Consider the following 26,971-nt stretch of genomic DNA (forward strand, 5'->3'; position numbering starts at 1 on the left):
TGGATCACTGAAAAGGCTTTGGACGAACTCGTTCGCCTTTCGGAGGGTGTCGCAGGAGTGGTGCGGCTTATGAAGGCTAAAGCAGTTTTTTCCTGACGAAATAGACCAGCATGATCACGCCCACGGCACCCATCAGGCCCAGGGCGAGGAAATAGCCGTAGCGCCATTGTAGTTCGGGCATGTTCTGGAAATTCATGCCGTAGACCCCTGCGATGAAGGTCAGGGGAATGAAGAGTGTCGCGATGACGGTCAGGAATTGCATGACCTTGTTGGTACGGATGCCGATCATGGAGATCTGGTAGTCGATCATGCTTTTGAGGATGTCGTGCAGGGCGAAGGTCCCTTCCACGGACTGAGCACTGTGTTCGGCCACGTCCCGAAGGTAGGGCAGCGCCTCCTCGGGCGTTTCCGCGTCCTCGCGCAGGAGCGCCTTGAAAATGTCCTGAACGGGCATCAGGATATTCCGGAGCAGGATGGTCTCCCGCTTGATTTCGTAGAGCTGGCCGAGGTTGTCGTCGGTTGTCTCCTCCAGCAGTGAGGCCTCGAGCTTTTCGGACAGTTCTCCCAGTTCTCCCAGGGCGGCAAGATGGCGGTCCACAAGGGCATCCAGAATGGCCGCCACCAGGTAGGCCGAGCCCGTGGACCTGAGTTTTCCTTTTCCTTTGCCCAGGCGGGCCAGGATGCCGTCCAACAGCCCGTCGTCCTCTTCCGTGAAGACCACGACCAGTCCGTTGCGCCAGAACAGGCTCACCTGCCGGCTTTCCAGGCGGTGATCCGCCATCTGTACATTTTTCATGACCACGAAACCGGTGTCATCGTCGAGCCAGGCCAGCTTGGCGCGCTGCCCCATGTTCATGACATCCTCCAGGGCCAGGGTCGGAAAGCCTAGTTGGGTTCCTATGGTCCGGATCATTTCCGGGTGATGCACGCCTACCACGTGAACGAAGTTGACTCTGCCGCTGGGCAGTGAATCTTGGTCCAGGGCGTCCGCCGTGCGCGAGTCCAGATTGTTCGTGTCATAGGAGTGGACGCGAAGAAAGGGGACGAAGTTCTTTTCTTCGCCCGCATAGAGCAGGGTCCCGGGCGGGACGTCCCGCTTGTGATGAATCCATCGTAGAAAATCGAACATGCTGGCACCCGGCCTTGCTGGGGTTTCCGGAATGCTTCCCACGATAGTGCGAACCGCAGAGAATTGTCTATAGACATTCCCTGCGGTTGCAAGCGTTATTGATTGGCGTGCGCTTCCCGAATCCTGCCGGCGATATAATCCTTCACGTCGGGAGAATCCACATCGAAGCAGTGTCCGTCCTCGCCGAGCAGGCCGCCGGGCACGAAGTCGCCCAGTTCGTCCGGGTCGGTTATGGTTTCGCCGTAAAAGCAGACCGAGAGCCAGCGGTCTGCCGGATCGTCGTCGATGACGTCGACCATGACGAAGAGCGGGCGCTTGTCCTGGCTGGTCTTTTCGCCACGCAGGGAAAACGTGATTCCGGGACGGGCGATGAAGTGGACCTTGGTGTCCTCAAGCGATTCCAGGAGGTTTTTGTATTCGAGGAAGGTGGGCTTCACTTCGGCGGGGTCTTCTGTCCATTCGGCGATAAACTGTTCGAGCTCCATTGTATGTTCTCCGGGCTGCTGGTTGCGTTGGACAATCGGGCCTGAGGAAGGGGCATACCGCCAGTGATGGGTTCGAGGCCACAATTGCATGAAACGTCCGTCACATACCAAGGCTTGTGGCATTTCTCAAGGAGAGGTTGTGGGCGTTGCCAATCGGTTGTGAAATATCGTACTTGTCAATTGTGTCGTTCCAGGTATGATCCAAACCGGGGTCTGATTTGCGCCCTTGTCCTAGTTGTTGCATGCCGAGGGGGGGATGGTTTGCTTTTGGACGTCATGCATGGTTCCATTCGCAAGAAATTGATTTTTCTCGTTTTATTGGCGACATTGCCGGTCTTCGCCGTGCTCCTCGTCAATCAGGTCAACGAGCGAAATGACGATGTCCGGCTTGCCGAGCAGGACATCATCATCTTTCTGCATGGGTTCAGCGAGGTTCAGCGGGGAATCACGGACTCCACCAGGACTCTTCTTGGCACCATCTCGGAACTACCGGAGATTCGTAACGGAGATCCCGTCGGTTCCAGACGTATCCTGAGCACACTGCTCAAGGCCAACCCAATCTATACAAACGCCATCCTGGTGGACCTGGCAGGCAAGGTCGTGGCCATGGGGCGGGGCCAGGACAAGGGGTTGAATTTTTCTGATCGGAAGCAGTTCAGGGACGCTGTCCGGACAAAGCGGTTCGCCAGCGGCGAGTTCGTCATCGGTAAGCAGACCGGGAATTCCATCTTTCCTTTTGGCATGCCTGTCCTGAACGAGGATGGCGGGGTCGAAGGCGTCGTGCTTATCGGCGTGGACCTGGAGGTGTTCGGCGGCCTGTATGACAAATCCCGATATCCCGGGGGCGCCTTTTTCGGACTGTGCGATCATCGGGGCCTGCGCCTGTATCGGCACCCGATGCCCGAAGGGCTCAATCTGGGCGACCCCATCGTCAGGCGGGTGTTCGAGGCTGCGAAAGGTGAGGACAGGCCTGGTCTGCTCAATGCCGTGACCTCGGAAGGCGTGCCCCGGATAGTGGCTTTCGAGCCGTTGCGCCTCACGCCGGACGATCCTCCCTACATGTACATGTTCATGGGATTGGATCATGCGAGCATCGTGGCCAGGGCCAACCGGTCGCTGTTGTATGGTGCCGTGGTCGCGGTGATTTCGTTGTGCTGCGCATTGTTGTTCGCCTGGCTTCTCGGTTGGAAGGCTATTGCCGCCAAGATCGACCGGTTGGCCCTGGCCGCCCGTCGGTTGGGCCGGGGCGAGGAAGGGGTCTCCAGCGGCGTCCCCTACGAAGACGGCGAGATCGGGCAGTTGGCGCAATCTTTCGATACCATGTCGGTGCTACTCAAGAAACGCGAAGTGGATCTTCACGCGGCCAAGGAGGCGGCCGAGGCAGCCAACAAGGCCAAGGATGAGTTTCTGGCAAATATCAGCCACGAGGTGCGCACGCCTCTCAATGGCGTGATGGGCATGCTGCAACTGGCAAAGGAGGCAGCCGTATGTGAGGAGCAACGCTCATATCTGAATACGGCGCTGGATTCCTCCCGTAGCCTGCTCCGCGTGCTCAACGACCTGCTCGACTTCATTAAGGTCGGAGCGGGCAAGCTTGAACTGCTGGAGGAGCCTTTTGACCTCAAGGAGTTGCTGGAGCAGGTGGCCGGGTTGTTCCGACAGCAGGTGGCCGAAAAGGGCGTATCGCTAGAAACGGAGATACACTCCTGTGCGTCGGGCTATTACCTCGGCGATGCCGGGAGGCTGCGCCAGGTCATGTTCAACCTGATGGGCAACGCCATCAAGTTCACCCATACAGGCAGCATTACCATCGAAGTCTCGGCCGAGGCGGAGGGCAAGGAAGGAATAGTACGGCTCGATTTCGCCATAAAGGACACCGGGGTCGGGATCCCGGAGGACAAGCTGGAGTATATCTTTGACGCTTTTACCCAGGTGGACGGCTCGCTTTCGCGTGAGTATCAGGGCACCGGCCTCGGGTTGCCCATCGTCAAAAATCTGGTGTCGCTCATGGGCGGGAAATGCGTCCTGAAGAGCACGGTCGGCAAGGGCACCATGGTTTTCTTTTCCGTCAAGATGCTGCGGGGGCGGAAGCCCGGGGGGGAAGCACCCGTAAGAGTGCGCCCCGTGGAGTCCCCCCCCCTGAGAATACTGCTGGTCGAGGACGAGCGAGTGAATCGGATCATGGCCAGAAGCCTTCTGGATAAGATGGGGCACACGGTCGTGACCGCTGAAAACGGCGCCGCGGCTCTGGGGGTCCTGCTTGAACAGTCCGTGGATGTGGTTCTCATGGACATCCAGATGCCGGTGATGGACGGCCTGGAGGCTACCCGGATAATCAGGACTTCGCCAGAACATCGGGGACACGCCACGGTTCCGGTTATCGCCCTGTCCGCCCATGCCGCTGATCACGACAAGCAGCGCGCACGCAAGGCGGGGGTCAACGAGTATCTCACCAAGCCTTTTGAAAAGGAGGCCCTGATGCGCGTCCTGCTAACGGTTATTCCAGGCGGGGAGTGATTCGGCGGCTACCCGTTGTCGGACACGGGGAGGGTGAATGTGAATGAACTGCCCCCCCCCTCGGCCGAGCAGACCGATATGGTGCCCCCGTAGTGGGTGATGATTTCCCGGCAGATGGTCAGGCCCAGCCCGGTTCCCTTGTCCTGGGGCGCGACGGTATCTCCGTTTCCAAGTTTATGGAACTTCTCGAAAATTTCTTCCCACGATGACTCGGGAATGCCCTGGCCGGTGTCCTCCACCGTGATCCTTACGTAATCCCTATCGGCTTCCATGGAAACGGAGACCTTTCCCCGGTGTGTGAACTTGCAGGCATTTCCCAACAGGTTGACGACTACCTGGTGCAGTTTGTCCGGGTCGGCGTACACGGCGGGCATCCGTTCCGGGAGTTCTACCTCCAGGCGCACAGCAGGCTTCGCGGCAAAGGCTCCGGAAAGGCTTTTGGCGGCCTGGCTGACGACTTCCGTCGGATTGAGCAGGGTGTCATTCCAGGTTGCCTTGCCGGATTCGATGCGGTTGATGTCCAGAAAGTCGTTGATGAGCCTGGTCAGCCGTTCCCCTTCGGACTCGATGATATCGAGGTTGGTGAGTAGCCGTCCTCCCTTCTTTTCCAGGTCAGGGGAATGGGACAGGGGGAGAAAATGTTTACTGAAGTCCTTGCTCGAAAGTTTGGCAAAGCCTCGGATCGACGTCAGCGGCGTCCGCAGTTCGTGCGAGATGGAGGAAACCAGGGAGGATTTGATCTTGTCCAGTTCCTTCAATCGCGTGTTGGCAGCTTCAAGTTCGGTGGTTCGACGTTTGAGTTCTGCGGTGCGTTCCTCCACCTTACTCTCCAATTCCTCGTTGAGCCGGGTGAGTTTCTCTTCGCCGATCTTCCTTTCGATGGCCAGGGCGACTTGCTCCGAAGCCGCTTCCAGCAGGTCCACGTCCGATTCACGGTAGTGAAGGGGGTCGCGGTAGTCCTGGACAGCCATGGCCCCGATGATCTCATCCTTGTGCTTCAGGGGGACGCCCATCCATACTGCGGGAGTGGTTCCCACCACGCCGATTTCCTCGACCAGCTTTTGGGAACCGGGATGGGCCATGGAAAAGTAGAGAGGCTCTCCGGTGCGGAGGATGTGGAGGACCAGGGATTTCTTTTTCTGGGAACTGACGTCGTGCATGACGTAGAACTCATCCTGTTCATCTACGAAGTAGGGAAAGTGAAGACAGTCCCTCTCCTTGTCGTGCAGGGCAATGAAGAAATTTTCGGCCCGGATGAATTCGTCAAGGATCGTGTGGATCTCGCTGTAGAGGTGCTTCAGGTCCGGGGCTGTGCCCATTGCCTTGGAAATGGCATAGCGCGCATTGGTGGTCCTTTCCCGGAGTTTCCTCTCAGTGATGTCAGTATGCGTCCCGGCCAGGCGGGAGATCGTGCCCTGTTCGTTGGATATCCCTGTTCCCCGCCCCAGAATCCAACGGTAGGAGCCGTCCTTGTGGCGCATGCGGTATTCGACCTCGAATAGCTCCGTCTTGCCTTCAATGCACTCCAGGTTGGCCTTGATGACATGGTCCAGGTCATTTGGATGAATGTGGTTTTTCCAGGAGTCGGCCACATTGGGAAATTCCTGGTCTTCATAGCCGAGGATCGCCTTGTACCGGGGGGAGAAGTAGACGGAGTCGTCCGTAAGGTTCCAGTCCCAGATGCCGTCGTTGGCGCCGCGCACCACCAGTTCGTACCGCTCTTCGCTGACGCGAAGAGCCTCAGCCGCCTGCTTGCGGTCAGTGACGTCTATGAGAGAGCAGACCCGGTTGGCGGTGCCAGGGATTATCTGGACGAAGACGTGTATTGTCCGTCGTTTTTTGGTCCAGGTCATGAAAGGAAATTCATAGTCCATGGGGGCGGTTTCCTCCATGGTCCGCGCCTTGTGGATGGAGGTCATCCTCTCCAGCGCGGTGGGATCCACGAAATCGGACCACCTCATCTTGCCCTCAATCTCTTCCTTGGGCAGTTCCGCCAAAAGAGAGAATCGGTCGTTGCAGCTTCGGATTATGCTGTCCTCACCGAAAATGACCAGGGATGTTCCCGTGTTGTTGAACAGGGTGCGGTGGTACCTTTCGCTCTCGCGAAGGGCCTGCTCCGCCTCCTTGGCTTCGGTTACGTCCACCAGAATGCCGCGGATTCCCACGGGTTCGCCGTCCTGCACGACGGGCCTGGAGTATATCTTGACGGGAATAATGCTTCCGTCTTTTCGGAGCGCTTTGTATTCATTGCCGAAATACCCGTCACCTTTGAGTATGTCGCGCATGTTTTCCAAGGCTCGATTCAAGTCGTCGGGATGGAATATCTCCGACATGGTCATGCCGGCTTCCATTTCTTCGAGGGTATAGCCAAAGACCTTCAGCGCCTCTCTGTTTACGAAAACGAGACGTTGATCCTTGTCCACCTCGAAGACAATCTGCGGCAGGTCGTCCAGAAGGCGTTTATACGTGTTCCTATGCGGGGTGTCTTGGGAAAGGACCGGCGTAACGCCATTACCCAAAATGGAACGCAGTTCCTTGAGTTCGGCTATGAGTTGGGCTTTGCTCTTCGAATCATCGTTCATACGTTGACCTTAACTGCAGGATTCATAGCCGGGATTACCGATTGTTGCAATTATTAGATGGCGCATTGAGGCTTCGTCATTTCCACGTGATAATTGGGGTGCATATATTATTATAATTGCGGAGTTGCGAAGTCTGTGTGCATCTAATGAGCGAGAACCAAATGATTTCGCCGGGAGGGTGTATGTTAAGAAAAGTATCAATTCGAATCCGAATGATCATTCTGATAGGTGTCATAATTCTTTTTACCATAGGCATTGCCGCTTCCTTTCTGAATGGCATGGGCAAGGTCGAGGAGGTTGGAGTCGAAAGGGCTTCCGCCGCCATGCTGGCCGGGGAGCGCAACAAGCTTTCCGTGTCCACGCACGCCATGGCCGTGTCCATCTCCGAGGCCATCAAGGACATCCCGGATGAAGCGGGCAAGGTGGAGATGATCCGCCGGATGGTCAAGGACATCTGGTTCGAAAAGGACAAGTCCGGCTATTTCTTCGTCTACAATCAGACGGTCAACGTGGCCCTGCCACCCAAGCCCGCAGCGCAGGGCAAGGACCTCAAGGACACCAAGGACTCCAACGGGTTGTATCTTGTCAGGGAACTGAACAAGTTGGCCCATAACGGCGGCGGATTCCTGACCTATGTCTGGCCCAAGCCCGGCAAGGGCGACCAGGACAAGCTCGGTTACGCGGAGTTGATCCCCGGCACCGACATGTGGATCGGCACCGGTGTCTATCTGGATAACGTCGCCGATGAAAAGGCCGCGATTCAATCCGATATCGACGTCATCGTCACCTCGTACAGCTGGTGGATAGGCGGCACGGTTTTCGGTGTCTTTCTCCTGGTGGTCCTGCCGTTCTGTCTGCTTATTGTCCGCTCCATCGTCCAGCCTTTGAACGAAGGCGTGGCCCTGGCCGACAAGGTGGCGGGCGGCGACCTGACCGTGCGGATCTCCTCCGAATTCAAGGATGAGCCCGGACTGCTGACAGCCTCGCTGGGAGAGATGGTCTCCCGGCTCGGCGCCATCGTGGGCAAGGCCAAGGCCAGTGCGGATCAGGTGGCTTCCGGCAGCCTCGAAGTGACGAATTCAGCCCAGACACTGGCGGACGGTGCCAACAGGCAGGCCGCATCCGTGGAGCAGGTTTCCTCCTCCATGGAGGAGATGATTTCCCAGATCAGCCGGAATACCGACAACGCGCGTGAAACCGAGAAGATGGCCACGCAGACCTCCCAGGACGCCCAGAAGGGCGGAGAGACGGTCATGGAGGCCGTGGATTCCATCAAGCATATCGCGGAGAAGATTTCCATCATCGAGGAGATCGCCAGGCAGACCAACCTGCTGGCTCTGAACGCGGCCATCGAGGCCGCCCGTGCGGGCGAGGCGGGCAAGGGCTTCGCCGTCGTCGCCAGCGAGGTTCGCAAGCTGGCCGAACGTAGCGGCACGGCCGCGGCGGAGATCGGCGAGCTCTCCACTGCCACTCTGGCCAAGGCAGACGAGGCGGGCAACATGTTGACCAAGATGGTGCCGGATATCCGCAAGACCGCGGAACTCGTCCAGGAGATATCCTCCGCCAGCATGGAGCAGAATGCCGGTGCCGAGGAAATCAACAAGGCGATCCAGGAACTCGACACCGTCATTCAACAGAACGCGGCCTCTTCCGAGGAGCTTGCCTCCACTGCCGAGGAGTTTGCCAGCCATGCCGCACAGTCTCTTGACGCTATGCAGTTCTTCGACACGGGCGAGATGAGGGCGGCCCGGCCCGCTCCGACACGGGCCAAGGTGGTGCGGAGTTCTCCCGCAGCGGTATCGGCGGCCCCTGCAGCCAAGCCCCAGGCCATAGCCAAGGCCCCGTCCGGCAACGGGCTGGATCTGGACATGGAAGCGGACGACGATTTCGAAAAGTTCTAAACCCATTCTCCTCCTTTGTTGCAACGGCCCGCTTCGGCGGGCCGTTTCTTTTTGGGATTTGATCAAGGTCAATGTCGGGTGGGCTCCATTCGGATAGGGTCGTGCCCGATATCGCGGCTTGCAATCCAGGCCGATATCAGTATCCTCGCACCAACTCGGTTTCACGGAGAAGACCATGATTGCATCCAAGCCCCATCCCTCCAAACTTTATGTGGAGACCACGACTCTCTGCAATCTCAACTGCGAAATGTGCGTCAAGTACGCCGATGGCGCGTGCATTCGCGAGCAAAGCATGTCCATGGACGTGTTCCGTGCGCTGGCTCCGGCCTTCCCGCACCTGGATGGGTTGATTCTGAACGGCATCGGCGAGCCGCTTCTGGCCCCGCACCTGCTTGAAATGATATCCTTGGCGCGGCAGACCATGCGTCCCGACGCCCTGATCAGCTTCCAGAGCAACGGCATGCTGCTCACGCCTGCGCTGGCCGAGGACCTGGTCCGGGCCGGGCTGGACAAGATCTGCCTGTCGGTGGACATGGTCGGGCGGGAGGGCGTGTTTCACGGCGGTGAGGACATCAGCGACACGGTGCATGCCTTTGAATATCTGCAGGACGCTGCGCGCAAGGTCGGACGCCCGCTGTCCATCGGCGTGGAGTTCGTGCTCATGCGCGACAACGCCGAGGCCCTGCCCCGGTCCCTGGAGTGGGCGGCCGATCAGGGCGCGGATTTTGGCCTGGTCACGCATATGCTGCCCTATGCCGAGGACATGGCGGACCAGGAGTTGTTCAATCCCAATACCGATCGATCCATGCTGGAGTTCGAGCGCTGGCGGCAGGAGGCCGAAGATCTGGGGATGAATCTCTCCGCCTATTTCGGCACTTCCTGGAAATTCCGCAAGACCAACGAGGACCTCCGGCTGATGCGTTTCGTCAACGAGCGGCGAATGGAGGCCTTCTCGCGTGACATCCCCATTCATATCGTCAGTCTGGAGGAGTGGTCCACGCCGGATAAACTGGCCGAGCAGCAGTGGCTCGAAGCGCTTCTGGCCGAGGCGCGCAGCGTGGCCGAGGCGCGCGGTATGGACGTGGCGCTGCCCCCTGTGGCCGCCACCCATGAGCGCAAGTGCGATTTCATGGAGCAGGGCGTGGTTCACATAACCCCGACCGGAGATGCGCGTCCCTGCTACTTCCTCTGGCATGAGTACTCCTGCTTCATGGACAAGGGGTTGAAAAAGGTCAGCCCCGTAACCTTCGGCAACGTCACCGAAGATTCCATTCTCGACATCTGGAACAGTGAAGACTACGTGGCCTTTCGCACCGAGGCCCTCCGCTACGATTTTCCCTACTGCTCCAACTGCTCGGTGGTTCCCTGCTCGGACGTGACCGGGGCCATGGGCGTCTTTCAGCAGGACTGTTACGGCCTGAATATCCCCTGCGGCCACTGCCACTGGTGTATGGGCGGCCTCCGCTGCCTCCTCTAGCCGGAGCGCGGGAGCGGCGCATCCGCTGCGTTGGCGGGTGCGAGTCCGTCCTCGACGTAGCGTTGCTACGCCTCCGGCGTCCCCGCCCCCGCCGCCTTGCGGCTGCACCACTCCCGCGCTCCGGCCCGGCTGTATGACCGCATCCGCTGCGTTGGCGGGTGCGAGTCCGTCCTCGACGTAGCGTTGCTACGCCTCCGGCGTCCCCGCCCCCGCCGCCTTGCGGCTGCACCACTCCCGCGCTCCGGCCCGGCTGCATGACCGCATCCGCTGCGTTGGCGGGTGCGAGTCCGTCCTCGACGTAGCGTTGCTACGCCTCCGCGTCCCCGCCCCCGCTGCCATGCGGCTGCACCACTCCCGCGCTCCGGCCCGGCTGCATGACCGCATCCGCTGCGATGGCGGGTGCGACAAGGCCTTCCCTCTTCCCTTCTCTCTTTTTATCCGCAGCTTGTTGCACTGCTTCAAGAAAGTCGGCTAAGGTGAAGGATAGTGGCCTGTTCACCATTTCAGGCTTGGGCCGTCAGCAAAAGGAGGAGCGTATGCAGTCCGCGATTCGGGAATATTCAGCGGCCGAAGTCCTGGCCTTCGTCAAGGACGGAAGGGGGGTGCTGATTGATGTGCTTGTGCCGGAGCATCATGCCGTGTGCCACATCCCCGGCTCCGTCAACGCCTGCGTCTTCGAGGTTGTTTTCCAGGACACCATGGCCGGACTGGTGCCGGATAAGACTACCCCCGTCATCTTTTATGGTGCAGGGGGAAATTGTCTGGACTGCGAGACTGCTGCGGACAAGCTCTTCAGGGCCGGTTACACCGAGGTTGGCGTCTATCCTGGCGGGCTTGAGGACTGGCGAGAACAGGGCCTGCCCCTGGAGGGGGGCGCTCCGGACGAGATGGTCCCGCCGCATCCGAAGTTGGTCCTGGAATCCAAAGTTTACAGATTGCTGCCCGACGAATCCATGTTTCGCTGGACAGGGCGCAACGCCAAGACCACTCATACCGGATCGCTAACCGTCTCCGTCGGCGAGCTGGACGCGGCGTCTGATCATTTATCCGCTTCGTTCACCCTGGATATGGCCTCAATCCGCAATTTCAACCTGGAGGGGGATGAGCTGCAACCCGTGCTTGAGAATCATCTCAAATCGGACGATTTTTTCTTCGCCGCGTTGTTCCCGGAGGCGGAATTCAACTCAACCAAGATTTGTCCGGCAGTGGACAGCGAGGCCACACGGCCGAATTTCCTGGTTCAGGGAGTGCTGACCCTGCGAGGCGTCTCCAACGAGATCGCGTTCCAGGCCCATCTGCGCAATTTGGAGGACGACAGGATTGCCTTGGTCGCCAACGTCGATTTCGATCGCACCCAGTGGGGTGTGATCTACGGGTCATCTCGCTTTTTCAAGCACCTCGGTTACCATTCGGTCTTCGATTTCATCTCCGTGGAGTTCCGGCTGGTGTTGGCTTAGGGAATCCCGGCGGAAAAGGTGTTCTACCCACCCCGCCCTGAAAATCAAAGGCGGAAGCTCCCTTTCGGGGCTTCCGCCTTTGATTTGCTATGCCTGTGGAAGGCTTATTCCGAGCGCGGCTTGTAGTGCTTCTTGAAGGGCCGCTTGCCGCCTCTGGGGCCGCCTGATTTTTTAAAGTCGCGGCGGTAGGGGGGCTTGCTCTTGTGCTGGTCCACGGTGACCAGCGGACGGCCTTCGCGCGAGTTTACGCGGCTGATGACCGTGTCCGCCTCGGCGGCCGGGACCGTGAACACGGTCTTGTTGGTCAGCACCTTTACGTGCTGCACCAGCCAGGGCTTGACCTTGGCCGTATCGGTGATGAAGTCCACGAAGGCCTTGGGGTGCATGCCGTGGGAGCGGCCCAGGGCGCAAACCAGGTCGGCGCGGCCTCGCTTGGCCTGAGAGACCGCATCGATCTCGCGGTAGCTGGACTCCACCAGTTCGTCGCCGAAGGTGTTCAGGAGCAGGGCCGCGATGAGATCAGCCGGGTTCTTTTCCTCCATCAGGTCTCGGGCCATGGCCTGGTAGGCGTCGGGTACCTCTTCTTCCATGAGCGCTTCAAGACGGGCGACCAGTCTGCTCTTCTTGGAGTAGATGACGTCGCGGATGCGCGGAAGCGCGGCCTTGGTGATGTCCGTGCCCGTGGATTTGGTGATGTACATCAGCTTGCGGAATTCGCCCGGCGCGATCAGGGTGATGGCCACACCTTCCTTGCCCGCCCGTCCGGTGCGGCCGGTACGGTGCACGAAGGTAGCGGGATCCTGGGGCAGGGCGAAGTTGACCACGTGGGTCAGGTCCGGCACGTCGATGCCGCGTGCGGCCACGTCCGTGGCCACAAGAATGGTCGCCCGCCTGCTGCGGAAGCGGCCCAGGATATCCTCGCGCCGTGGCTGGGACAGGTCGCCGTGGATGGGCTCCGCCGGATAGCCGCGCTCGTTGAGGCGCTCGGCCACCCTGTCGGCGTCCGCTCTGGTGCGGGTGAAGACCAGGCCGTAGAAATCGGGCTGGGCGTCGATGACCCGGCAAAGGGCCTCGAATCGGTCGGAGTCGGCCATTTCGTGGAAAATATGGCGGATGAGCGGGGTCTCGCTATGCTCGGTCTCGACCTTGACAGTCTCGTAGTCGCCCATGAACTCGGTGGCGATGCGCAGGACTTCACGGGGCATGGTGGCGGAAAAGAGCAGGGTGCGTCGGTCCTTGTTGGCCTCGGAAAGGATGGCGCGGACATCGTCCACAAAGCCCATGTTGCACATCTCGTCCGCCTCGTCGAGGACGAAGAAATCAAGGTTGTCGATGTGCAGGGTGCCGCGTTCGAGGTGGTCCATGATCCGGCCCGGGGTGCCGACCACCACGTCCGCACCGCGTTTGAGCGCCTTGATCTGCATATGGATGGCCTGGCCTCCGTACACCGGTAGGACGCGGATGCGCTTTTGCCCCTTGAGAGAGTTGATTTCATCGGCCACCTGGATGGCCAGTTCGCGCGTGGGGGCCAGGATCAGAGCCTGGACTCGCTGTCCCTGCTCTTCCGCGCATTCGATGATGGGCAGGCCGAAGGCTGCGGTCTTGCCGGTGCCTGTCTGGGCCTGGCCCACGATGTCGATGTTGCCTTGGAGCAGCATCGGTATGGTCCGTGCCTGGATGGGCGTAGGCGCCGTGAATCCCTTGGATTCCAGCGCGGCGAGGGTTTGCTCCGACAGACCCAGGTCCTTGAATGTGGTCATGAATAGCTCTTGGTAAAATGGTGATCACGCTTCCGTCGCATAGGACGACAGAAGACTTTGCCGCATCGCTTGGCGGATGCGGGGCAAATGGCTCTGGCGAGGAAAGAGAGAGGGAATCCGAGGGAAAGGGAACAGTGGGCGACCCATCAGAGGTTGCCCGCTCTCGCCTCCCCCCCAGACGCCGGCGGCGCGAGCCTACCGGGGGCGGAAGGTGATTCTGCCTCGAGTGAGATCGTACGGGGAAAGTTCGACGGTGACGGTGTCGCCGGGCATGACGCGAATGCGGAACTTGCGCATCTTGCCGGAGATGTGTGCAAGCACGGAGTGTCCGTTTTCCAGCTCCACGCGGAACATGGCGTTGGGCAGCGCTTCCTCAACGGTGCCCTGAACAGTGATTCCTTCTTCTTTGGCCATATACTCTGTCAATCCTTGTTAATTTTGGGACGGGAAAAGCCCGCCCTCAGTGGGCGGGCTAGTACTGCCTACTCTATGGCGGGCGAAATGTCTACCAGCGCGGGCGTTCGGGACGGGGCCGGGCTTCGTTGACTTTGATGTTGCGGCCGCCGAAGTCGGAGCCGTCCAGGTTTTCGATGGCTTCGAGAGCCCCCTGGTCTTCCATTTCCACGAAACCGAAACCACGCGGGCGGCCGGTTTCACGATCGTTGATCAGTTTGACGGAGTAAACTTCGCCGTAAGCTTCAAAAGCCGCGCGCACTTCCTCTTCCGTGGAACTCCAGGGCAGATTGCCCACATAGATGTTCTTGGCCATTGTGTAAAAAACTCCAAAAAAAGTAATGAAATAGAACGAATGACGATACAACGTCCGGTGAAACAAAGAGGAGGAGACGAGAGGCGAACGAGCTTCTGACCAATCTACTATTTGCCCACCAATTGTCAGCGTTCACCGGGTGTTACCCCGGCTTGGCCCCCATGGGCTTCGCCGACTACTTTAGTAGATGCCCTTACGCGGTGAAATATCTTGCGTCAAGTGAAAAGTGAAAAAATGGGGGTTACTTTGCGCATTAAAGTACAAATTCCATCTCACTGAAAATCTTGTTAGGTTCGTACAATCCTGGATGTTCGAGGGCCACTTTTTCCATGGTCTCGAAGTAGGCGTCAAAGCCTTCGACCTCTGCCACCTTCTTTTTGTTCACAAACACCTTCAGGACCGTGCCGCGCGGACACTTGGTAATGTTCAGTTCCAGCACGCCTTCAGGCGTCATGTGGGTCCAGACCGCCGACCAGACGGTGCGGTCTCCCTCGGTTTTTTTGTATTTCTCGAAGAAGGCTTCGAAGATGCGCTCGATATCGTTTCTTTCCATGGCTTACTCCCGTGTTTGTCTGAAGTATGCCGTATTTCCGGTCAGGAGCCAAGGGAGGGCTCGAAATCGGCAGGCCGGAACCGCGTACCCATGATGTGCGAGGTGAACAGGGGCGAATATTCCGGATCGGTGCCGTCGCCATGGTGGTAGGCGCAGAAAAAGGACCCGTCAGGCAGTTCGGCCCAGCCTGAGTATCCGAAGTCAGGGGCCGCCGCGTGCCGGTCGTTCTTGAGCTCGAGGATGTTGTCCAGCGCCCATTGGTCGGGCATTCCCTGTCCCGCATGCCATGACCACGCGTAAGAGCGTTGCAGGCGGGGTTCGCGGGTACTCAGGGACACGCGCCTCCAGGTTGCGTCCACATCGTTGTCTTTAAAAGGATAGGGCGCGCCGAAGAGAATGGCGCGGGTTTCGGCGCAATCCTCTTCGACTTCAATGGCCAAGCGCTCCTCGCCGTCCACGCTGAGCGCCACTTGGCCATGGGCATAGTCCAGTCGCAGGGTATGGAATCGGCCCGGCGCAAGGGGGATCGCACCCCCGTCTTCAGTGTCCGGCACTATCCTGTCCGGAAAAATGCGCCACCAGGTGCCCAGTCGCAAGCCGCAGCCGTTATCTCCGGCCATGTCGACGCGCACTTCCGCCTCCAGCGTTGCCGTGGCCGAGCGCGGGTCCGTGAGCGGGCGCAGGACATATCGGACCGGGGGAGCGGTGTCCTCCTTGTTGTGGATACGCAGTCCCTCGTCGGTAAGCGCGAGGTCTGCCGGGGCTTCATGGCGGCCCTGGACTCGGAAGCCGCCGAGCAACTCCTCCGGAGTGCCCAGCCAGGCACAGGTGCCCATATCCGGAGCCACGTTGCGGTAGGTGACGAGCAGGAGCCCCTGCGAGGTCAGCCCAACCGTGGGGCGGTGGCCTATGAGCGGTGTGGGTATGGGGTCGGACCAGGTGGCCCCTTCGTCCTCGCTCAGACAAGCGTACATGGGCTCATAAATGAAACTGTTCTCGCGCAGCAGCGCCAGCAGGCGTCCGTCCGGCAGCCGGACCAGGGATGCCTCGCACAGCACCAGGTTGCGCTCGCGTGCGATGACCGAGACGGTAAGCCAGTGTTCACCCTGGTCGTCCGAGCGGTAGACCATCTGCTCCGTCGGGGCCTGTCGTATGGCGGGATGCGGCTCGGTGCCCCTATGCAGGTGCCCGGTGGTCAGCCAGGAGCCGTCGTCGAGAACGATGACCCGGTCCAGCATGTCGTGGGCGAACCCGGTCATCTTCCGGGTATCCCAGGTCTGGCCGTTGTCCTTGCTGAAATGCTGAAAGACGTTGCTTGAGGTCATGTGCAGTGAGCCGTCGGGCAGCTTGTTCAGCCTGGGGCAGTGGCTGCGCCGGACATCCACGCGGACAATGTCTCCCCAGGTCTGCCCGAGGTCCCGGCTGGCGCGCACTAACAGGTCCCGCCTGGACGGCGTGACGTGCTGTTCGGCGGCGTTGTAGGCGACAATCAGGCGTTCGTCGGAGAACACTACATCCGGGAAGCAGAGATATTCTCCCTCCCGGCGGTCGATGACCACGTGCCGGTCGGCCCGGTCCGTCAGGGTGGGCATGGTTAGTCTTCGCCGCGCTCGTCCTGCACCCGTTTCGTCTTGGCAAAGGAGCGCGGGAGTTCGCCCGGTCCGAGAATCTTGACCTCACTGCGGACCAGGATGTGCTTGCGGATTTCGTCGGCCACGGCGCGGGACAGGTGCTCGCAGGACTCGGCACCGGTGTCCGGGGCGCACTCCACGCGCACGGCCATGTGGTCCAGGCCGTCCCGTCGGGTCAGGGAAATCTGGTATTCCGCGGACAGGGCGGTGAAGCCTTCGAGGACCGAGCCGATCTGGCCGGGGTAGATGTTCACGCCCCGGAAGATGAACATGTCGTCGCTGCGGCCCTGGATCTTGTCCACGCGTGGCATGGATACGCCGCAGGAGCATTGGCCGGGAATCAGGCGCGTCAGGTCGCGGGTCCTGTAGCGGATGAGCGGGGAGGCCTCCTTCTGTAGAGAGGTGACGACCATCTCGCCGACCTCGCCGGGGGCAACGGGCTCCAAAGTTATTGGGTCGAGGATTTCCATGATGTAGAGGTCCGCCCAGTAGTGGATGCCTTCATGGGCCATGCACTCCAGTCCGGTGCCCGGGCCGTAGAGCTCGGTCATGCCGATGATGTCGAAGCTGTCCTCCAACCCCAGGGCTTCTTCGAACTGACGGCGCATCTTGGGCGTGTGCGTCTCGGCTCCGAAGATGGCCTTCTTCAGCGCGATCTTGTCTTGCAGGCCGTGTTTTTGGACCTCCTCACCCATGAGCAGGGCCATGGAAGCCGTGGAGCAGAGGCAGGTGGACTTGAGGTCGGTGAGCATTTGGAGCTGGATTTCGAGAAGTCCCGGCCCGACGGGCAGGGCCATGGCCCCGAACCGTTCGCAGCCGAGCTGGAAGCCGGCCCCGGCGGTCCACAAGCCGTAGCCTACGCAAATCTGCACCCGGTCCTCCACGGTCAGCCCGGCCAACTCGTAGCAGCGGGCGAACATGTCCTTCCACAGGTCGATGTCATTCTGGGTGTAGGCCAGGATCTTGCGCTTGCCAGTGGTGCCGCTGGAGCCGTGGATACGGACCACATCCGCCTCGGGCACCGAGAGCAGGGGCATGGGATAGCCGTTCTTGAGGTCCTCCGCCGTGGTGAAGGGCAGCTTGCGGAGGTCATCCAGGGTGTTGATGTCCTCCGGATTCATCCCTGCCTCGTCCAGCCTGGCCCTGTAAAAGGGGCTGCCATCGTAAGAGTGGCGCACGGTCCACTTGAGGCCTGCCAGCTGTTTGTCGGCAATCTGTTCTTCTGTAAGGTCGGGGATGAAACGGCGGTCCATGAAAAATCTCCTTTTGCGTTACGACAGGCGGCTCCCCTTGTCTCGAACCACCAAATCCGGTAGTTCCGGGAGATACCGTCCCTCGCGGTATTCATGCAGCAAAAGGCGCAATTCTTCAAGAGGGAAGGGACTTTCATGGAATACGTACCCCTTTGGGCATTCTATCTGGGCGCGGCCGTACTCGGGCTTGAGTTGGGCGGCCTGGCCACCATCTTCGTCCAGCGCTGGATGGCGGAGTCGCCCATCCTCAGGCCGGGGCGCTCCCGTTGTCCGGTTTGCGGCGAAAAGCTCGGCTGGCGGGATACCATCCCGCTGCTCAGCTACTTCTTGCTCAGGGGGCGATGCCGTCACTGTGACACTGCCATCGGGCTCCAATATCCCCTGGTGGAGGTGGCCTGTCTGGCGTGGTCCCTTGCCCTGGCCCACGTGGACGGCATGACCCTGGCCTGGGGTGTGCATCTGGTGCTCGGTTGCATGCTCATCGCGGGCAGCATCATTGATTTCGAGACTTTTCTTTTGCCCAATCGCATCACTCTCGGCGGGGCCGCCCTGGCTCTTGCCGCCTGTTTCGTGCTCGACAAGCCCGGCTGGCAGAACGGCGTGCTTGGCGCGGTGGCCGGGGGAGGCTTCTTCTGGGTTCTGCAGCAAGGCTACCGGCTTTGGCGCAAGGACGAGGGGCTGGGCACCGGCGACGTCAAGCTCATGCTCATGATCGGGGCCATGACCGGCCTTACGGGCCTGCCTCTGACTGTCCTGGCCGCTGCCGTCACTTCGGCTGTGGGCAGTGTGATCTTCATGCTTCGTCCCGAGGGGCGTGGGCTCAAGACGCGGATACCCTTCGGGCCGTTTCTCAGCCTGGGGTGCATGCTCTATATTCTGTATGGTGAGCCGGTCATGCGCTGGTGGGTGGCCCGGTAGTTCCTGAGAATGAGAAAGCCGCCTGGTGCAGGCGGCTTTTCGAAAACTTTCCTCAGAGTCCCAAGACACGTCCGTTGACCACCTCGGGCGGCCTGGGGATGTTGGAGGCCACGGCCTTGGTTCTGGCCGGTTCGCTGACCTTCTTGTCGGTCTTCTTGGATTTCACCCGTTTCGGGGTGCTCTTTTTCTTTGCTTTTGGGATCGGGCTGACCGCTGCGGGCGCAGGCAGTATTTCAGCGGTCATGGTGCGCGGCGAAGGACCTGCGATTTCGGAATGGTAAAGATAGGAGATTACTCTGCCATCGCCAGCCGACGCCAGGGCGTGGGCCATGATCTTGTCCCGCTCGGCCTTGTCCGAAATCACGCCCAGCAGGATGATGTCGCCGTGAACGACCTCAACCTTGACCGGAGAGCTGGTGACCTCGAAGTCGGCCAGCAACTGCGTCTCAAGCTCGGTTATCTTTGCCTGCTCCGAGAGGAAACTCGATTCGTCCTTGTCGTCTTTCAGGTAGAGGCGACTGATGACCGTCCGTTTGTCCTCGACCTTGTCCATGCACTGGTAAATCTTCTCAAGCTGCTTCTGGGAGTCATATTCTCCGACAAGATAGAGCTTGCCGAAATAGCAGTATGCCGTGATCTGGGCGGGCCTGATGTCCTTGTCTTTGTAAAGCTCCGCCTGGGCGTGTCCCTCGATGATGGCGTCGAGCATCTGTTGGCGCGAGTCGCGCTCGTCCACGGCTGTCTCATAGGCGGTCTGGCCGTTGCCGATGACCGACGAAAAATAGGAAGGTGCGCCGGGAATGAGCCCAATGCCGAAGGGAACGGCGGCGCAGCCCGGCAACAGGAGAAAAAGAAGAGATGCTAGTGCGAATTTGAGTCCGTTCATTGTCGTCTGCCCTATGCCCGCTTGAAAAAGAGAAAGGCTCCACCCTGATTGCCAAATCAGCAAAAATCACGCCAGTTGTTGGTATCTAGATAAAATGAATAATTACAGTATATTGACGTTTTGTGGAGATGGGAAAATATGACCGCATATCCATTAAAAATGGATGCTCGCCAAGGGTGATCGGGTTAGTCAATTAAAAGTGGACTCAGAACCGGTTGCTGGAGTGCTCGGGCCATTTGCCCTTGAAGCCCCGGCACAGGTGCAGGGTGAACTTTCTGGCTGGCGCGTCGTTGAACGACGTCGTGTAGTAGATGGGCGGGCTGATTTCCTCGAAGAGGCCGAGGGTCTGGCGCGGGATGGGATTGGTGGTGTGCCGCTTGCGGACCATGATGGCGTCCCAGCCCTTGTGCGCCTCGCCCGGGCCGGGCCAGATATCGTACTGGTTCATGCGCCGATCAGCGGTCCACAGGCAGAAGGTGATGGGCTGCCCCGGTGTGTAGAAGGCCAGCTCCGAGGTGATGTCGTATTTGTTTGAGAACAGGAAGACCTTGGACGAATCCGTAAACTCCGTGTCCATGAGCCGCTGCATTTCCTGGCCCAGGTCTTCCCACCCCTTGAGCCGGTGAGTGATGTTGTACTGATCCGGCAGCGGGGCCAGGGGAGAGGCAAAGATGAGCAGGGTGAACATGGCGGCGGTACCGGCCAGGAGCCGCTTGCCCCGCGCTTTGCGCTCCGGATTCTCCCACCAGCTTTGGAAGGCGGAGCCGCCCACAATGGCAGCGGCCATGAACGAGACTGCGGTCCAGTTGGCTTCGGTCTTGGATTTCAGTGCCCAGAGGGTGATGGTCAGCCACAGGGGCCAGAAGAAGAGGGCGGCCTGGAGCGTGTGCCGGTATTTTTCGTCAAAGGAGCCCACCGGCCCAAACCAGGATTTTTTGATGGACCGCCAGCCGCCGAGCATGATGAACGGGAACCACCAGGGTGCCAAGAGCGCGACCTGCGCTCCGAACATCTCCAGGAACGGCAGAAACCGAATGGAAAACGGCTTGTCCTTGCCGGCGGTAAGCTTGGCCACATGTTTGAAGCCCACCCAGTCGTTCTGCATGTTCCAGATGACGATGGGCAGCATGCCGACAACGGTTCCGGCCAGGGCGGCCAGGGCAAAACGCCGCCAGAACCGTTCCGGGAGCTGGCCGCGGAAATGGAGGATGAGGGCATAGATCGTGCCCAAGGCCAGGAAGGCGAGCATCATGTACTTGGCCAGGATGCCCAGGGCCAGGCAGGCGCTGATTATGACGAACGGCAGGTTGCCGGGCGTGTGGTCCGGCTTGTTGCGCGTGGCTGCGGAGAGCGCGAAGAAGGCCACTGTCCAGCAGAGGATCAGCGGGTTGTCCGTGGTCATCAGGATGCCCAGCCCGTTGAGCAGGGGCAGGGTTGCGGCCACAAACAGGACGTAGAGGGCCAGCCGATATTCCCGCCAGACGCGCGAGACGCCAACGTAGAGCGCGGTCTGGATACCGGTCATGCCGATTATCGAGCCGAAGCGCACGCCCAGCTCGGTGGAGCCGAAGACCTTGCACCAGGCCGCGATGACCCAGGCGATGAGCGGACCCTTGGAATAATAGGAAAGTTGCGGGCGGCGTATCCAGTCCCAGTACTGGGCCTCATCCTGGACCAGGTTGAGTTGGCCTGTGGCCACGAACCAGTAGCGTACGGCCAGGGACACGGCGATGATCGCAAAGGCGATCACGTCCAGACGCAGGGAGGGGGATTGATTGGGCGCGCTCATGACGTGGGGATGGATATATTATATGTGCGGCCGTGGCAAGAGCACGGGCTTTTCCCTCGGCCACGGCAGCACTCCCGAAGCAAGCCCGGCGGGTCCCTGGAGAAAGGAGCTCCGCCGGGCGTCGGGAGTGGAGCGAGGTAGTCAGGTCCCGTCTACCTGACCGGCACGTCCCACCTCCAGGCGCTGTTCGGTTTGGCGAATGACCGGTTGACGCCGAGCGGGTCGAAGTCCCCGCCATAAAATCGGTCGTGGAATTCCCTGGCCTCCTTGTCGATGTCGAATCGGGCCGCTTCCGGGTGCATGGCGTTGGCCGCATGCATTAGCCCCAGCACCCACTTCGGGCTGCCGAAATCGCTGCTGGGTATGGGTGAGGTGTGAATGCGCCTCTGGCGAACCGCTTCCACGTCGATTCCCTTGTCCTCGCACTCCTGGTGGAAGACGTCCGGCGAATTGGAGAGGAAGGAGGAGATGAAGATGACCTCCGGGTTGAGTCTGATCAGCGTTTCTCTGCCGATGCTCATGCCGGGCCGCCCCCCCAGTTCCAACTCCCTGTTCACGCTGATGCCGTTGCAGAGCTCCACCAGATGGTTCTCAAAGCGTTCGCCCTTGATGCAGAAGAGCGGCTTGCCCATGGCGTAATAGACTCTGGGGCTGTGCTTCTGTCCGGCGCAGAGCCGCCTGACGCGCTCCGTCTTCTCCTCCAGGTACGTTGCCAGCTCTTCCGCTGCCGTTTCTCTGCCCACCAGGGAGCCGAAGAAGCGGACCAGCTCTGCGTACTTGTCCGTCCGCTGGATGTCGTGATGGAGGTCTTGCATCTTGTGGTTGCAGAGCAGGTGTTCCCAGACGCTGACGGTCTCCGAGGCGTCCTCGGCCCCCATGGCGATGAGGATGGACTCCACGATTTCAAGGGCCCTGGTGAAGGGGTAACCGCCTTGGAAGTGCTTTTCCTTGAAGCCGGACATGGTGGGGAGACCTGTCATTCCGGCCTCATGGCCGCAGACGGGACAGTGGACGGGCGGTGCGCCGCCCACGTCCACTTTGAGCAGACGCGCGCCCATGGGGCCGTAGAAGTCCCTGCGGGCCAGCCGCTCGCCGCACTCTGTGCAGACCGTGTCCAGCATGTCCGTGCCGGGAGAGTTGAAGACATAGACGTGGTCAAGGAACTGGCGCAGGGTCACGCAGAGCTCCTCGGTATCCCTGATCAGCGGCTCCTGGTCCGGGTCCGCACCCTCCAGCGGGATGAAGCGCATAACCTGAAGGGGAATGCCGGGAGAAATGGTCCGGAGGATGGCCGCGAGTTCGAGCAGCTCACCGGCGTTGTCTCGTTTGTGAATACAGGCGACCTCCACGTGGACTCCCGCCTCGTGGAATAGTTTGATGTTCCGTAGGACGGGCGATACGCCCTTGAATCCGGCGCAGTCCTGATAGCCGCTGTCGGAGAGCCCCTTGACCCCGATGTTGATGCAGTCCAGCAAGGGGATGACGCGCTCCATGGCCTGCCTTGAAAAGTAGCCGTTGGAGGCGCAGCCGACCTTGAGTCCCTTGGCCTTGGCCTGCTTGGCCACGGCAATGAAGGTATCGAACGCCGCAAGAGGGTCGTTCATCAGGAAGGTGACGCCGTCGCAACCGTGTTGGATGGCCTTCTCCACCACCTGTTCCGGCGTGAGACGGTGCAGGGCTCTGGAGTCGGGGTTCATTTCCCGGACTATGACCGTGGAGATGCAGCCGGGGCAGTCGAAGTTGCATCCTACGGTGCTGAGCTGGAGAAACCTCGCGCCCGGGTGGAAGTGAAGCAGCGGCATGGTCTCTATCTTGATGGGGCAGGAGAGCAGGTAGCGGTCCGGGAAGCGCTCGACAACCGCTCCCCGGCTGTTCTCATAGCGTCCGCAGCGTCCTGTTCCGCCCTCGGGAATGAGGCATTCGTTTTCACAGACCGGACAGTGTGCCGATCTTTCCTGCGCGTCGAGCAACACTTACACATCCTCCGGTTTGCGGATTTCCACCCAGGTGCCGTAGCTGTCGTCCAGGATGGCGCTGTAAGTGATCCCGGCCTTGTGCAAGGCATCGGTGAGAGCCGTCCCCTTTTTCCAGCGGGTTCGTTCCTCTAGAACCTCGGGAGACCAGTTGGGGCGCATCTTTTCCACTTCTTCCACGGTTTGGTAGTGGCTGAACCCGCACCCGATGAGGGCTACGCCGCCTTTTGCAAGGACGCGCCATATTTCCCGGAACGCTGCTGCGGCGTCTTTCCAGAACGGGATGGAACCCCTGCTGACTACCAGATCGACGCTTGCGTCCGGCAGGGGCATGTCCTCCACTGCGGCTTCTATGAAACGGATTCGCCCGGTGTTGATGCCGTGAGGCGCCAGATTTCCCTTAGCCAGTTCGATCGCCTCGGGCTCGGGGTCCAGTGCGGCGATCTGGAGGTCGGTCAGTTTGGCCAGCTCAATGGCCATGGCCGCGCTTCCTGTGCCGATGTCGAGGCACGAGCCTGAGGTTACGCCGTATTCCTCGACTATCTCCCGCGCGAGCAGGGGGTACATGGAGGCGAAACGGTGGTTCTCGGTGTATCGGTAGAAGTCCTTGTTTTTTTCCTCGATGGCCATGGCGGTATTCCTTGTTGGTATTGCCTGGGTTGGGGTTGCCGGACAGGGGTGGGCCCGGATCATGCGGTGGCGACCGTGCGCTCGGGCCGGACGGGCGCCTCCGCCGGGAAAAGAGTGCCGCACACCCGGGAACGAAGATTCTCAGGTATGCAGATGCTGAAATTTTCGGCAAAGGGGACGACCCGGACCCGGGCTCCGTAGAGCGAGAACAGGTTTTCCCCGGTAATCACCTCGCCGGGTGCGCCGTCGGCGTGGATGACGCCGTCCTTGAGCATGATCACGTGGTCCGCCACCCAGAGGGCGTGCTCCGGGAAATGGGTGGACTTGATAAAGGTGTACCCCTCCGCACAGAGTTCGTGAAGCTGCTCGAGCAACTGGAGCTGGTTGCCGTAGTCCAGGCCGTTGAGCGGCTCGTCCAGAATGAAGATGCGCGCTCCCTGGGCCAGGGCACGGGCGATGAGGGTCAACTGGCGCTCACCGCCGCTGATCCGGGTGTACGGCTTGTCCTTGAGATGGAGGATGCCCATTTTTTCTAGCGCCTGGCAGGCGATATCCTCGTCATCGCGGGAAAACAGGGCGAAGAACGGCTTGTGGGGCATGCGTCCCATCTTGACCACCTCCTTGACCGGATAGGGGAAGGAGGGGGTGTGGACCTGCGGCACGTAGGCCACCATCCTGGCGAGCCGTTTCCTGTTCATTCGGGAGAGGGGAACGCCGTCCAGGAACACCTGCCCGGAACCGGGGGCGTTCAGCCCGAGCAGGATTTTGAGCAGAGTGGTCTTGCCGCACCCGTTGGGCCCGAGGATCGAGACGAGCTCTCCCTTGCCGATGGTGAAGGAGACGCTGTTCAGTACAGGGGCTTCCCCGTAGGCGAAGCGGATGTTCTCGGCGCGGATGAGCGGCATCAGTTCCATCCTTTTCTGGTGTTCTTAAGGACAAGTGAGAAAAAGGGTATGCCCACCAGTGAAGTGATGATGCCCAGGGGAATCTCCACGTCGAGCAGCATCCTGGCCACGTCGTCCACCACAACAAGGTAAATGGCTCCGATCAGGGCCGAGGCCGGAAGCAGGATAGCGTTGTTCGGCCCCACGAGCATTCTGCCGATGTGCGGGATGACGAGGCCGACCCAGCCGATCAGGCCGCCCACGGCAACAGTGAGCGCGCTGACCACCGTGGCCAGGAAGATGAGACAGAGGCGGATCAGACGTACGTTGACGCCCAGGGATTTTGCCTCTTCGTCCCCTAGGCTCAGGATGTTCAGGTGGCGGGACATGAGCAGGATGCAGGCTATGCCGATGAGCACCGGTGGGGCCGTCGCTGCGACCGTGTTCATGTCGGCGAGGGAGAGGCCGCCCATGAGCCAGTAGACGATGGCAGGGAGCTGGTCCGTGGGGTCAGCCGTGTACTTGACGATGGAAAGCAGCGAGGTGAACAGGGAACCACTGATGATGCCGCCGAGGATGAGCATCATCACCTTGTCGCCATCGTAGAAGCGGGCCAGGAGCAGGGCCAGCCCCACGGCGAGCACGCCCCCTGTGAAGCTCATTACCTGCACGCCCAGGGTGGAGTCTGCCACCAGCAGGCCCAGAGCTGCACCGAAGGAGGCGCCAGGCAGCACGCCGAGGATGCCCGGTGAGACCAGCGGGTTGACGAACATGGCCTGGTAGGCGGCTCCGGAGACCGACAGGGCGGCCCCGATGAGCGCGGCGGCGATCAGGCGCGGGGCGCGGATTTCGAACAGGACGCCGCTCAGCAACTGTTGCCGGGCGGCGTCCACCCCGTCCGTCGAAAATATATGGTGGCTGATCACCCGGCCTACTTCCTCATAAGAGATAGGATAGTTGCCCATGGTCATTGAAATGGCCATGCAGGCGGCCAGGACAATCCCCAGGCCAGCCAGCAGGGAGGCAGGACTGTTCCCCCGCAGGGTGGGAAGGATGCGCGCCGCCGTTCGTTTCATTTCGAGGCTCCCAGCAGCTGTTCCGCTTCACCCGTTGTTATTTCCTGCTGCAGGAAAATGGAGAAGAATTCCCGCGTCTCCTCGCGGAGGTCCCAGTCGAAGAGACCGGGATACAGGGTGTCGGCAACCCACTTCAGGCCCAGCACGCGCATGAAAGAGGGCGGGCGGTCGAACCAGTTGTACGGACATTTGGGCGTCAGGTAGACCCGCTTGTTTTTGACTGCGGGGAGGGTCTTCCAGCCCGGAGCCGAAAAGATCCTTTTGTAAAAGCCCGGCTGGTCCACGAAGATGACTTCCGGTTGGTATGTCATGACCTTTTCCAGGGTGATCTTTTCGTTGCCGTACCGTCCGGCCTTGCCATGGCGGTGAACGTTGTGGCCTCCGGCGAGGTTTATCAGTTCGGCGTGAATGGACGTGCTGTTTTCGGTGCTTAGCCCGTCGGGCCCCTCGGCATAGTATACCCGGACCTTTTCGGCCTCGGGCATGGCTGAGGTTTTGGTCACGACCCGGGATAGGGTCTTGGCCGTGTACTCCGAAAGAACTTTCGCCCGCTCGGGCCTGCCGAGAATCTTTCCGGCCACCAGGAACGCCTCGGGGTACTGGCGCAGTTCGTCAATGACGATGTAGGTCAGCGGGATTTTGAACTCGGCGAGAAATGCTTCCAGTTTGTCGTTTCTGGCATTGGACTTCCGTCCGATGACCACGTCGGGCCGGATTTCGATGAGCTTCTCAAGGTTGGGGGTCTTGCCCTGGCCGAAATAGCCTCCCACCTCGGGGATAGTCGCCATGTAAGGGTGGACGTATCTGCGGCATTTTTTGCTGATGGGGCGGTTGCGTCCGGCGAGCAGGGTAGGGTCGATGGCGTAGACAAGCATGGTCTCCGGCGGAGAGGCCGCATAGACCTTGACGATGGTGTCCGGAATGGTCACTTGCCGCCCGACCATGTCCGTGATCTCCCTGGCCTTGGCTTGCGTCGGGCAACCGAGGATGACGATGAAAAGGAGAAGGGCGGCACCGGCGGCCCGGGCGATGATTCGTGATGGCATGGTATCCTCTCTGACCATATTGGGTTTTTCCCCGGCCGGGCTTCGGACCGGTTTGGGTATAGTTGTGCTCAACAAAGCATAAAGCTGGTTTTACACCAAGGCCGTCACGCTTTTTGTCTTTCCCGTGACCGGGACGAAACGGATAGACGCTGTGCGTAGTACCCTGAGTCAGTCTTTGACTTCCCCGCGCTACAGGGAGTAGAAGCAGGCATCAGAACTGACCGGTCAGTTCTGCCATGCGAAGGCAGAACCGAT

21 protein-coding genes are annotated in these 26,971 nt (G+C 60.3%); 5 read left to right on the forward strand and 16 right to left on the reverse strand.

Going from position 1 to position 26,971, the window contains the following annotated elements:
* Nucleotides 1-76: 76 nt before the first annotated feature.
* Both corA and GM415_RS10280 read right to left on the reverse strand, forming a co-directional pair.
* A complete protein-coding gene (corA, locus tag GM415_RS10275; RefSeq protein WP_158947846.1) occupies nucleotides 77-1,129 on the reverse strand; it encodes a magnesium/cobalt transporter CorA in 1,053 nt (350 codons plus the stop codon).
* A gap of 95 nt (nucleotides 1,130-1,224) precedes the next feature.
* Nucleotides 1,225-1,614, reverse strand: coding sequence for a hypothetical protein (locus tag GM415_RS10280; RefSeq protein ID WP_158947848.1), 390 nt, complete (start codon nucleotides 1,612-1,614; stop codon nucleotides 1,225-1,227).
* A gap of 276 nt (nucleotides 1,615-1,890) precedes the next feature.
* On the opposite strand from GM415_RS10280, the gene GM415_RS10285 reads away from it, so the two are divergent.
* Nucleotides 1,891-4,131, forward strand: a complete 2,241-nt coding sequence (locus tag GM415_RS10285) for a response regulator (protein ID WP_158947850.1) — start codon at nucleotides 1,891-1,893, stop codon at nucleotides 4,129-4,131.
* A gap of 8 nt (nucleotides 4,132-4,139) precedes the next feature.
* Here GM415_RS10285 and GM415_RS10290 read toward each other — a convergent pair whose 3' ends face one another.
* A complete protein-coding gene (locus tag GM415_RS10290; protein WP_158947852.1) occupies nucleotides 4,140-6,713 on the reverse strand; it encodes a PAS domain S-box protein in 2,574 nt (857 codons plus the stop codon).
* A 182-nt stretch (nucleotides 6,714-6,895) separates the two neighbouring features.
* Between GM415_RS10290 and GM415_RS10295 the strand changes: the two genes are divergently transcribed.
* The 3 genes from GM415_RS10295 to GM415_RS10305 all read left to right on the forward strand — a co-directional run bounded on the left by GM415_RS10295 (nucleotide 6,896) and on the right by GM415_RS10305 (nucleotide 11,548).
* Nucleotides 6,896-8,614, forward strand: a complete 1,719-nt coding sequence (locus GM415_RS10295) for a methyl-accepting chemotaxis protein (RefSeq protein ID WP_158947854.1) — start codon at nucleotides 6,896-6,898, stop codon at nucleotides 8,612-8,614.
* A gap of 175 nt (nucleotides 8,615-8,789) precedes the next feature.
* Nucleotides 8,790-10,091, forward strand: coding sequence for a radical SAM/SPASM family putative metalloenzyme maturase (locus GM415_RS10300; RefSeq protein ID WP_158947856.1), 1,302 nt, complete (start codon nucleotides 8,790-8,792; stop codon nucleotides 10,089-10,091).
* 536 nt (nucleotides 10,092-10,627) lie between these two features.
* Nucleotides 10,628-11,548, forward strand: coding sequence for a YceI family protein (locus GM415_RS10305; RefSeq protein ID WP_158947858.1), 921 nt, complete (start codon nucleotides 10,628-10,630; stop codon nucleotides 11,546-11,548).
* A 104-nt stretch (nucleotides 11,549-11,652) separates the two neighbouring features.
* Here GM415_RS10305 and GM415_RS10310 read toward each other — a convergent pair whose 3' ends face one another.
* The 6 genes from GM415_RS10310 to GM415_RS10335 form a co-directional block, all read right to left on the reverse strand.
* On the reverse strand, nucleotides 11,653-13,308 hold the full coding sequence (locus tag GM415_RS10310) for a DEAD/DEAH box helicase (RefSeq protein WP_158947860.1): 1,656 nt from the start codon (nucleotides 13,306-13,308) through the stop codon (nucleotides 11,653-11,655).
* Between the two features lie 195 nt (nucleotides 13,309-13,503).
* Nucleotides 13,504-13,722, reverse strand: a complete 219-nt coding sequence (infA, locus tag GM415_RS10315) for a translation initiation factor IF-1 (RefSeq protein ID WP_013513878.1) — start codon at nucleotides 13,720-13,722, stop codon at nucleotides 13,504-13,506.
* Nucleotides 13,723-13,813: 91 nt separating this feature from the next.
* Nucleotides 13,814-14,077, reverse strand: coding sequence for an RNA recognition motif domain-containing protein (locus GM415_RS10320; RefSeq protein ID WP_158947862.1), 264 nt, complete (start codon nucleotides 14,075-14,077; stop codon nucleotides 13,814-13,816).
* Nucleotides 14,078-14,330: 253 nt separating this feature from the next.
* On the reverse strand, nucleotides 14,331-14,630 hold the full coding sequence (locus GM415_RS10325; protein WP_158947864.1) for a hypothetical protein: 300 nt from the start codon (nucleotides 14,628-14,630) through the stop codon (nucleotides 14,331-14,333).
* A gap of 41 nt (nucleotides 14,631-14,671) precedes the next feature.
* A complete protein-coding gene (locus GM415_RS10330) occupies nucleotides 14,672-16,222 on the reverse strand; it encodes an exo-alpha-sialidase (RefSeq protein WP_158947866.1) in 1,551 nt (516 codons plus the stop codon).
* 2 nt (nucleotides 16,223-16,224) lie between these two features.
* On the reverse strand, nucleotides 16,225-17,514 hold the full coding sequence (locus GM415_RS10335; RefSeq protein ID WP_158947868.1) for a phenylacetate--CoA ligase family protein: 1,290 nt from the start codon (nucleotides 17,512-17,514) through the stop codon (nucleotides 16,225-16,227).
* Between the two features lie 135 nt (nucleotides 17,515-17,649).
* Between GM415_RS10335 and GM415_RS10340 the strand changes: the two genes are divergently transcribed.
* Nucleotides 17,650-18,432: a prepilin peptidase gene (locus GM415_RS10340; RefSeq protein ID WP_158947870.1), complete on the forward strand. Its 783-nt coding sequence runs from the start codon at nucleotides 17,650-17,652 to the stop codon at nucleotides 18,430-18,432.
* Between the two features lie 52 nt (nucleotides 18,433-18,484).
* Here GM415_RS10340 and GM415_RS10345 read toward each other — a convergent pair whose 3' ends face one another.
* From GM415_RS10345 to GM415_RS10375, 7 genes are all read right to left on the reverse strand, one after another.
* Nucleotides 18,485-19,318 carry a BON domain-containing protein gene (locus tag GM415_RS10345; RefSeq protein ID WP_158947872.1) on the reverse strand — a complete coding sequence of 278 codons (834 nt, stop codon included), beginning with the start codon at nucleotides 19,316-19,318 and terminating at the stop codon, nucleotides 18,485-18,487.
* Between the two features lie 205 nt (nucleotides 19,319-19,523).
* Nucleotides 19,524-21,107, reverse strand: coding sequence for an ArnT family glycosyltransferase (locus GM415_RS10350; RefSeq protein ID WP_158947874.1), 1,584 nt, complete (start codon nucleotides 21,105-21,107; stop codon nucleotides 19,524-19,526).
* A 152-nt stretch (nucleotides 21,108-21,259) separates the two neighbouring features.
* The gene (locus GM415_RS10355) at nucleotides 21,260-23,080 is read right to left on the reverse strand and encodes a radical SAM protein (protein ID WP_242012223.1); all 1,821 of its coding nucleotides are present in this window, start codon (nucleotides 23,078-23,080) and stop codon (nucleotides 21,260-21,262) included.
* Nucleotides 23,081-23,710, reverse strand: coding sequence for a class I SAM-dependent methyltransferase (locus tag GM415_RS10360; RefSeq protein WP_158947876.1), 630 nt, complete (start codon nucleotides 23,708-23,710; stop codon nucleotides 23,081-23,083).
* Nucleotides 23,711-23,769: 59 nt separating this feature from the next.
* Nucleotides 23,770-24,615 (reverse strand): ABC transporter ATP-binding protein, encoded by an 846-nt coding sequence (locus tag GM415_RS10365; protein WP_158947878.1) that lies wholly within the window; start codon nucleotides 24,613-24,615, stop codon nucleotides 23,770-23,772.
* Complete coding sequence (locus tag GM415_RS10370; protein WP_158947880.1) at nucleotides 24,615-25,670, reverse strand: FecCD family ABC transporter permease; 1,056 nt, start codon at nucleotides 25,668-25,670, stop codon at nucleotides 24,615-24,617. The genes GM415_RS10365 and GM415_RS10370 overlap by 1 nt, the downstream gene beginning before the upstream one ends.
* Nucleotides 25,667-26,716 carry an ABC transporter substrate-binding protein gene (locus tag GM415_RS10375; RefSeq protein WP_158947882.1) on the reverse strand — a complete coding sequence of 350 codons (1,050 nt, stop codon included), beginning with the start codon at nucleotides 26,714-26,716 and terminating at the stop codon, nucleotides 25,667-25,669. Before GM415_RS10375 ends, GM415_RS10370 begins: the two co-directional genes overlap by 4 nt.
* Nucleotides 26,717-26,971: the final 255 nt, after the last annotated feature.

Origin of the sequence: Pseudodesulfovibrio cashew, from assembly GCF_009762795.1 — a bacterium.
Taxonomy (GTDB): domain Bacteria; phylum Desulfobacterota; class Desulfovibrionia; order Desulfovibrionales; family Desulfovibrionaceae; genus Pseudodesulfovibrio; species Pseudodesulfovibrio cashew.

Excerpts from the sequence above, each read along its gene's own strand:
- GM415_RS10365 (WP_158947878.1), bottom strand. The coding sequence starts at position 24,615 with ATGCCGCTCATCCGCGCCGAGAACATCCGCTTCGCCTACGGGGAAGCC.
- GM415_RS10290 (WP_158947852.1), bottom strand. The coding sequence starts at position 6,713 with ATGAACGATGATTCGAAGAGCAAAGCCCAACTCATAGCCGAACTCAAG.
- GM415_RS10325 (WP_158947864.1), bottom strand. The coding sequence starts at position 14,630 with ATGGAAAGAAACGATATCGAGCGCATCTTCGAAGCCTTCTTCGAGAAA.
- GM415_RS10330 (WP_158947866.1), bottom strand. The coding sequence starts at position 16,222 with ATGCCCACCCTGACGGACCGGGCCGACCGGCACGTGGTCATCGACCGC.
- GM415_RS10335 (WP_158947868.1), bottom strand. The coding sequence starts at position 17,514 with ATGGACCGCCGTTTCATCCCCGACCTTACAGAAGAACAGATTGCCGAC.
- GM415_RS10310 (WP_158947860.1), bottom strand. The coding sequence starts at position 13,308 with ATGACCACATTCAAGGACCTGGGTCTGTCGGAGCAAACCCTCGCCGCG.
- GM415_RS10340 (WP_158947870.1), top strand. The coding sequence starts at position 17,650 with ATGGAATACGTACCCCTTTGGGCATTCTATCTGGGCGCGGCCGTACTC.
- GM415_RS10280 (WP_158947848.1), bottom strand. The coding sequence starts at position 1,614 with ATGGAGCTCGAACAGTTTATCGCCGAATGGACAGAAGACCCCGCCGAA.
- GM415_RS10305 (WP_158947858.1), top strand. The coding sequence starts at position 10,628 with ATGCAGTCCGCGATTCGGGAATATTCAGCGGCCGAAGTCCTGGCCTTC.
- GM415_RS10350 (WP_158947874.1), bottom strand. The coding sequence starts at position 21,107 with ATGAGCGCGCCCAATCAATCCCCCTCCCTGCGTCTGGACGTGATCGCC.
- GM415_RS10285 (WP_158947850.1), top strand. The coding sequence starts at position 1,891 with ATGCATGGTTCCATTCGCAAGAAATTGATTTTTCTCGTTTTATTGGCG.
- GM415_RS10345 (WP_158947872.1), bottom strand. The coding sequence starts at position 19,318 with ATGAACGGACTCAAATTCGCACTAGCATCTCTTCTTTTTCTCCTGTTG.
- GM415_RS10375 (WP_158947882.1), bottom strand. The coding sequence starts at position 26,716 with ATGCCATCACGAATCATCGCCCGGGCCGCCGGTGCCGCCCTTCTCCTT.
- GM415_RS10360 (WP_158947876.1), bottom strand. The coding sequence starts at position 23,710 with ATGGCCATCGAGGAAAAAAACAAGGACTTCTACCGATACACCGAGAAC.
- infA (WP_013513878.1), bottom strand. The coding sequence starts at position 13,722 with ATGGCCAAAGAAGAAGGAATCACTGTTCAGGGCACCGTTGAGGAAGCG.
- GM415_RS10295 (WP_158947854.1), top strand. The coding sequence starts at position 6,896 with ATGTTAAGAAAAGTATCAATTCGAATCCGAATGATCATTCTGATAGGT.
- GM415_RS10370 (WP_158947880.1), bottom strand. The coding sequence starts at position 25,670 with ATGAAACGAACGGCGGCGCGCATCCTTCCCACCCTGCGGGGGAACAGT.
- corA (WP_158947846.1), bottom strand. The coding sequence starts at position 1,129 with ATGTTCGATTTTCTACGATGGATTCATCACAAGCGGGACGTCCCGCCC.
- GM415_RS10300 (WP_158947856.1), top strand. The coding sequence starts at position 8,790 with ATGATTGCATCCAAGCCCCATCCCTCCAAACTTTATGTGGAGACCACG.
- GM415_RS10320 (WP_158947862.1), bottom strand. The coding sequence starts at position 14,077 with ATGGCCAAGAACATCTATGTGGGCAATCTGCCCTGGAGTTCCACGGAA.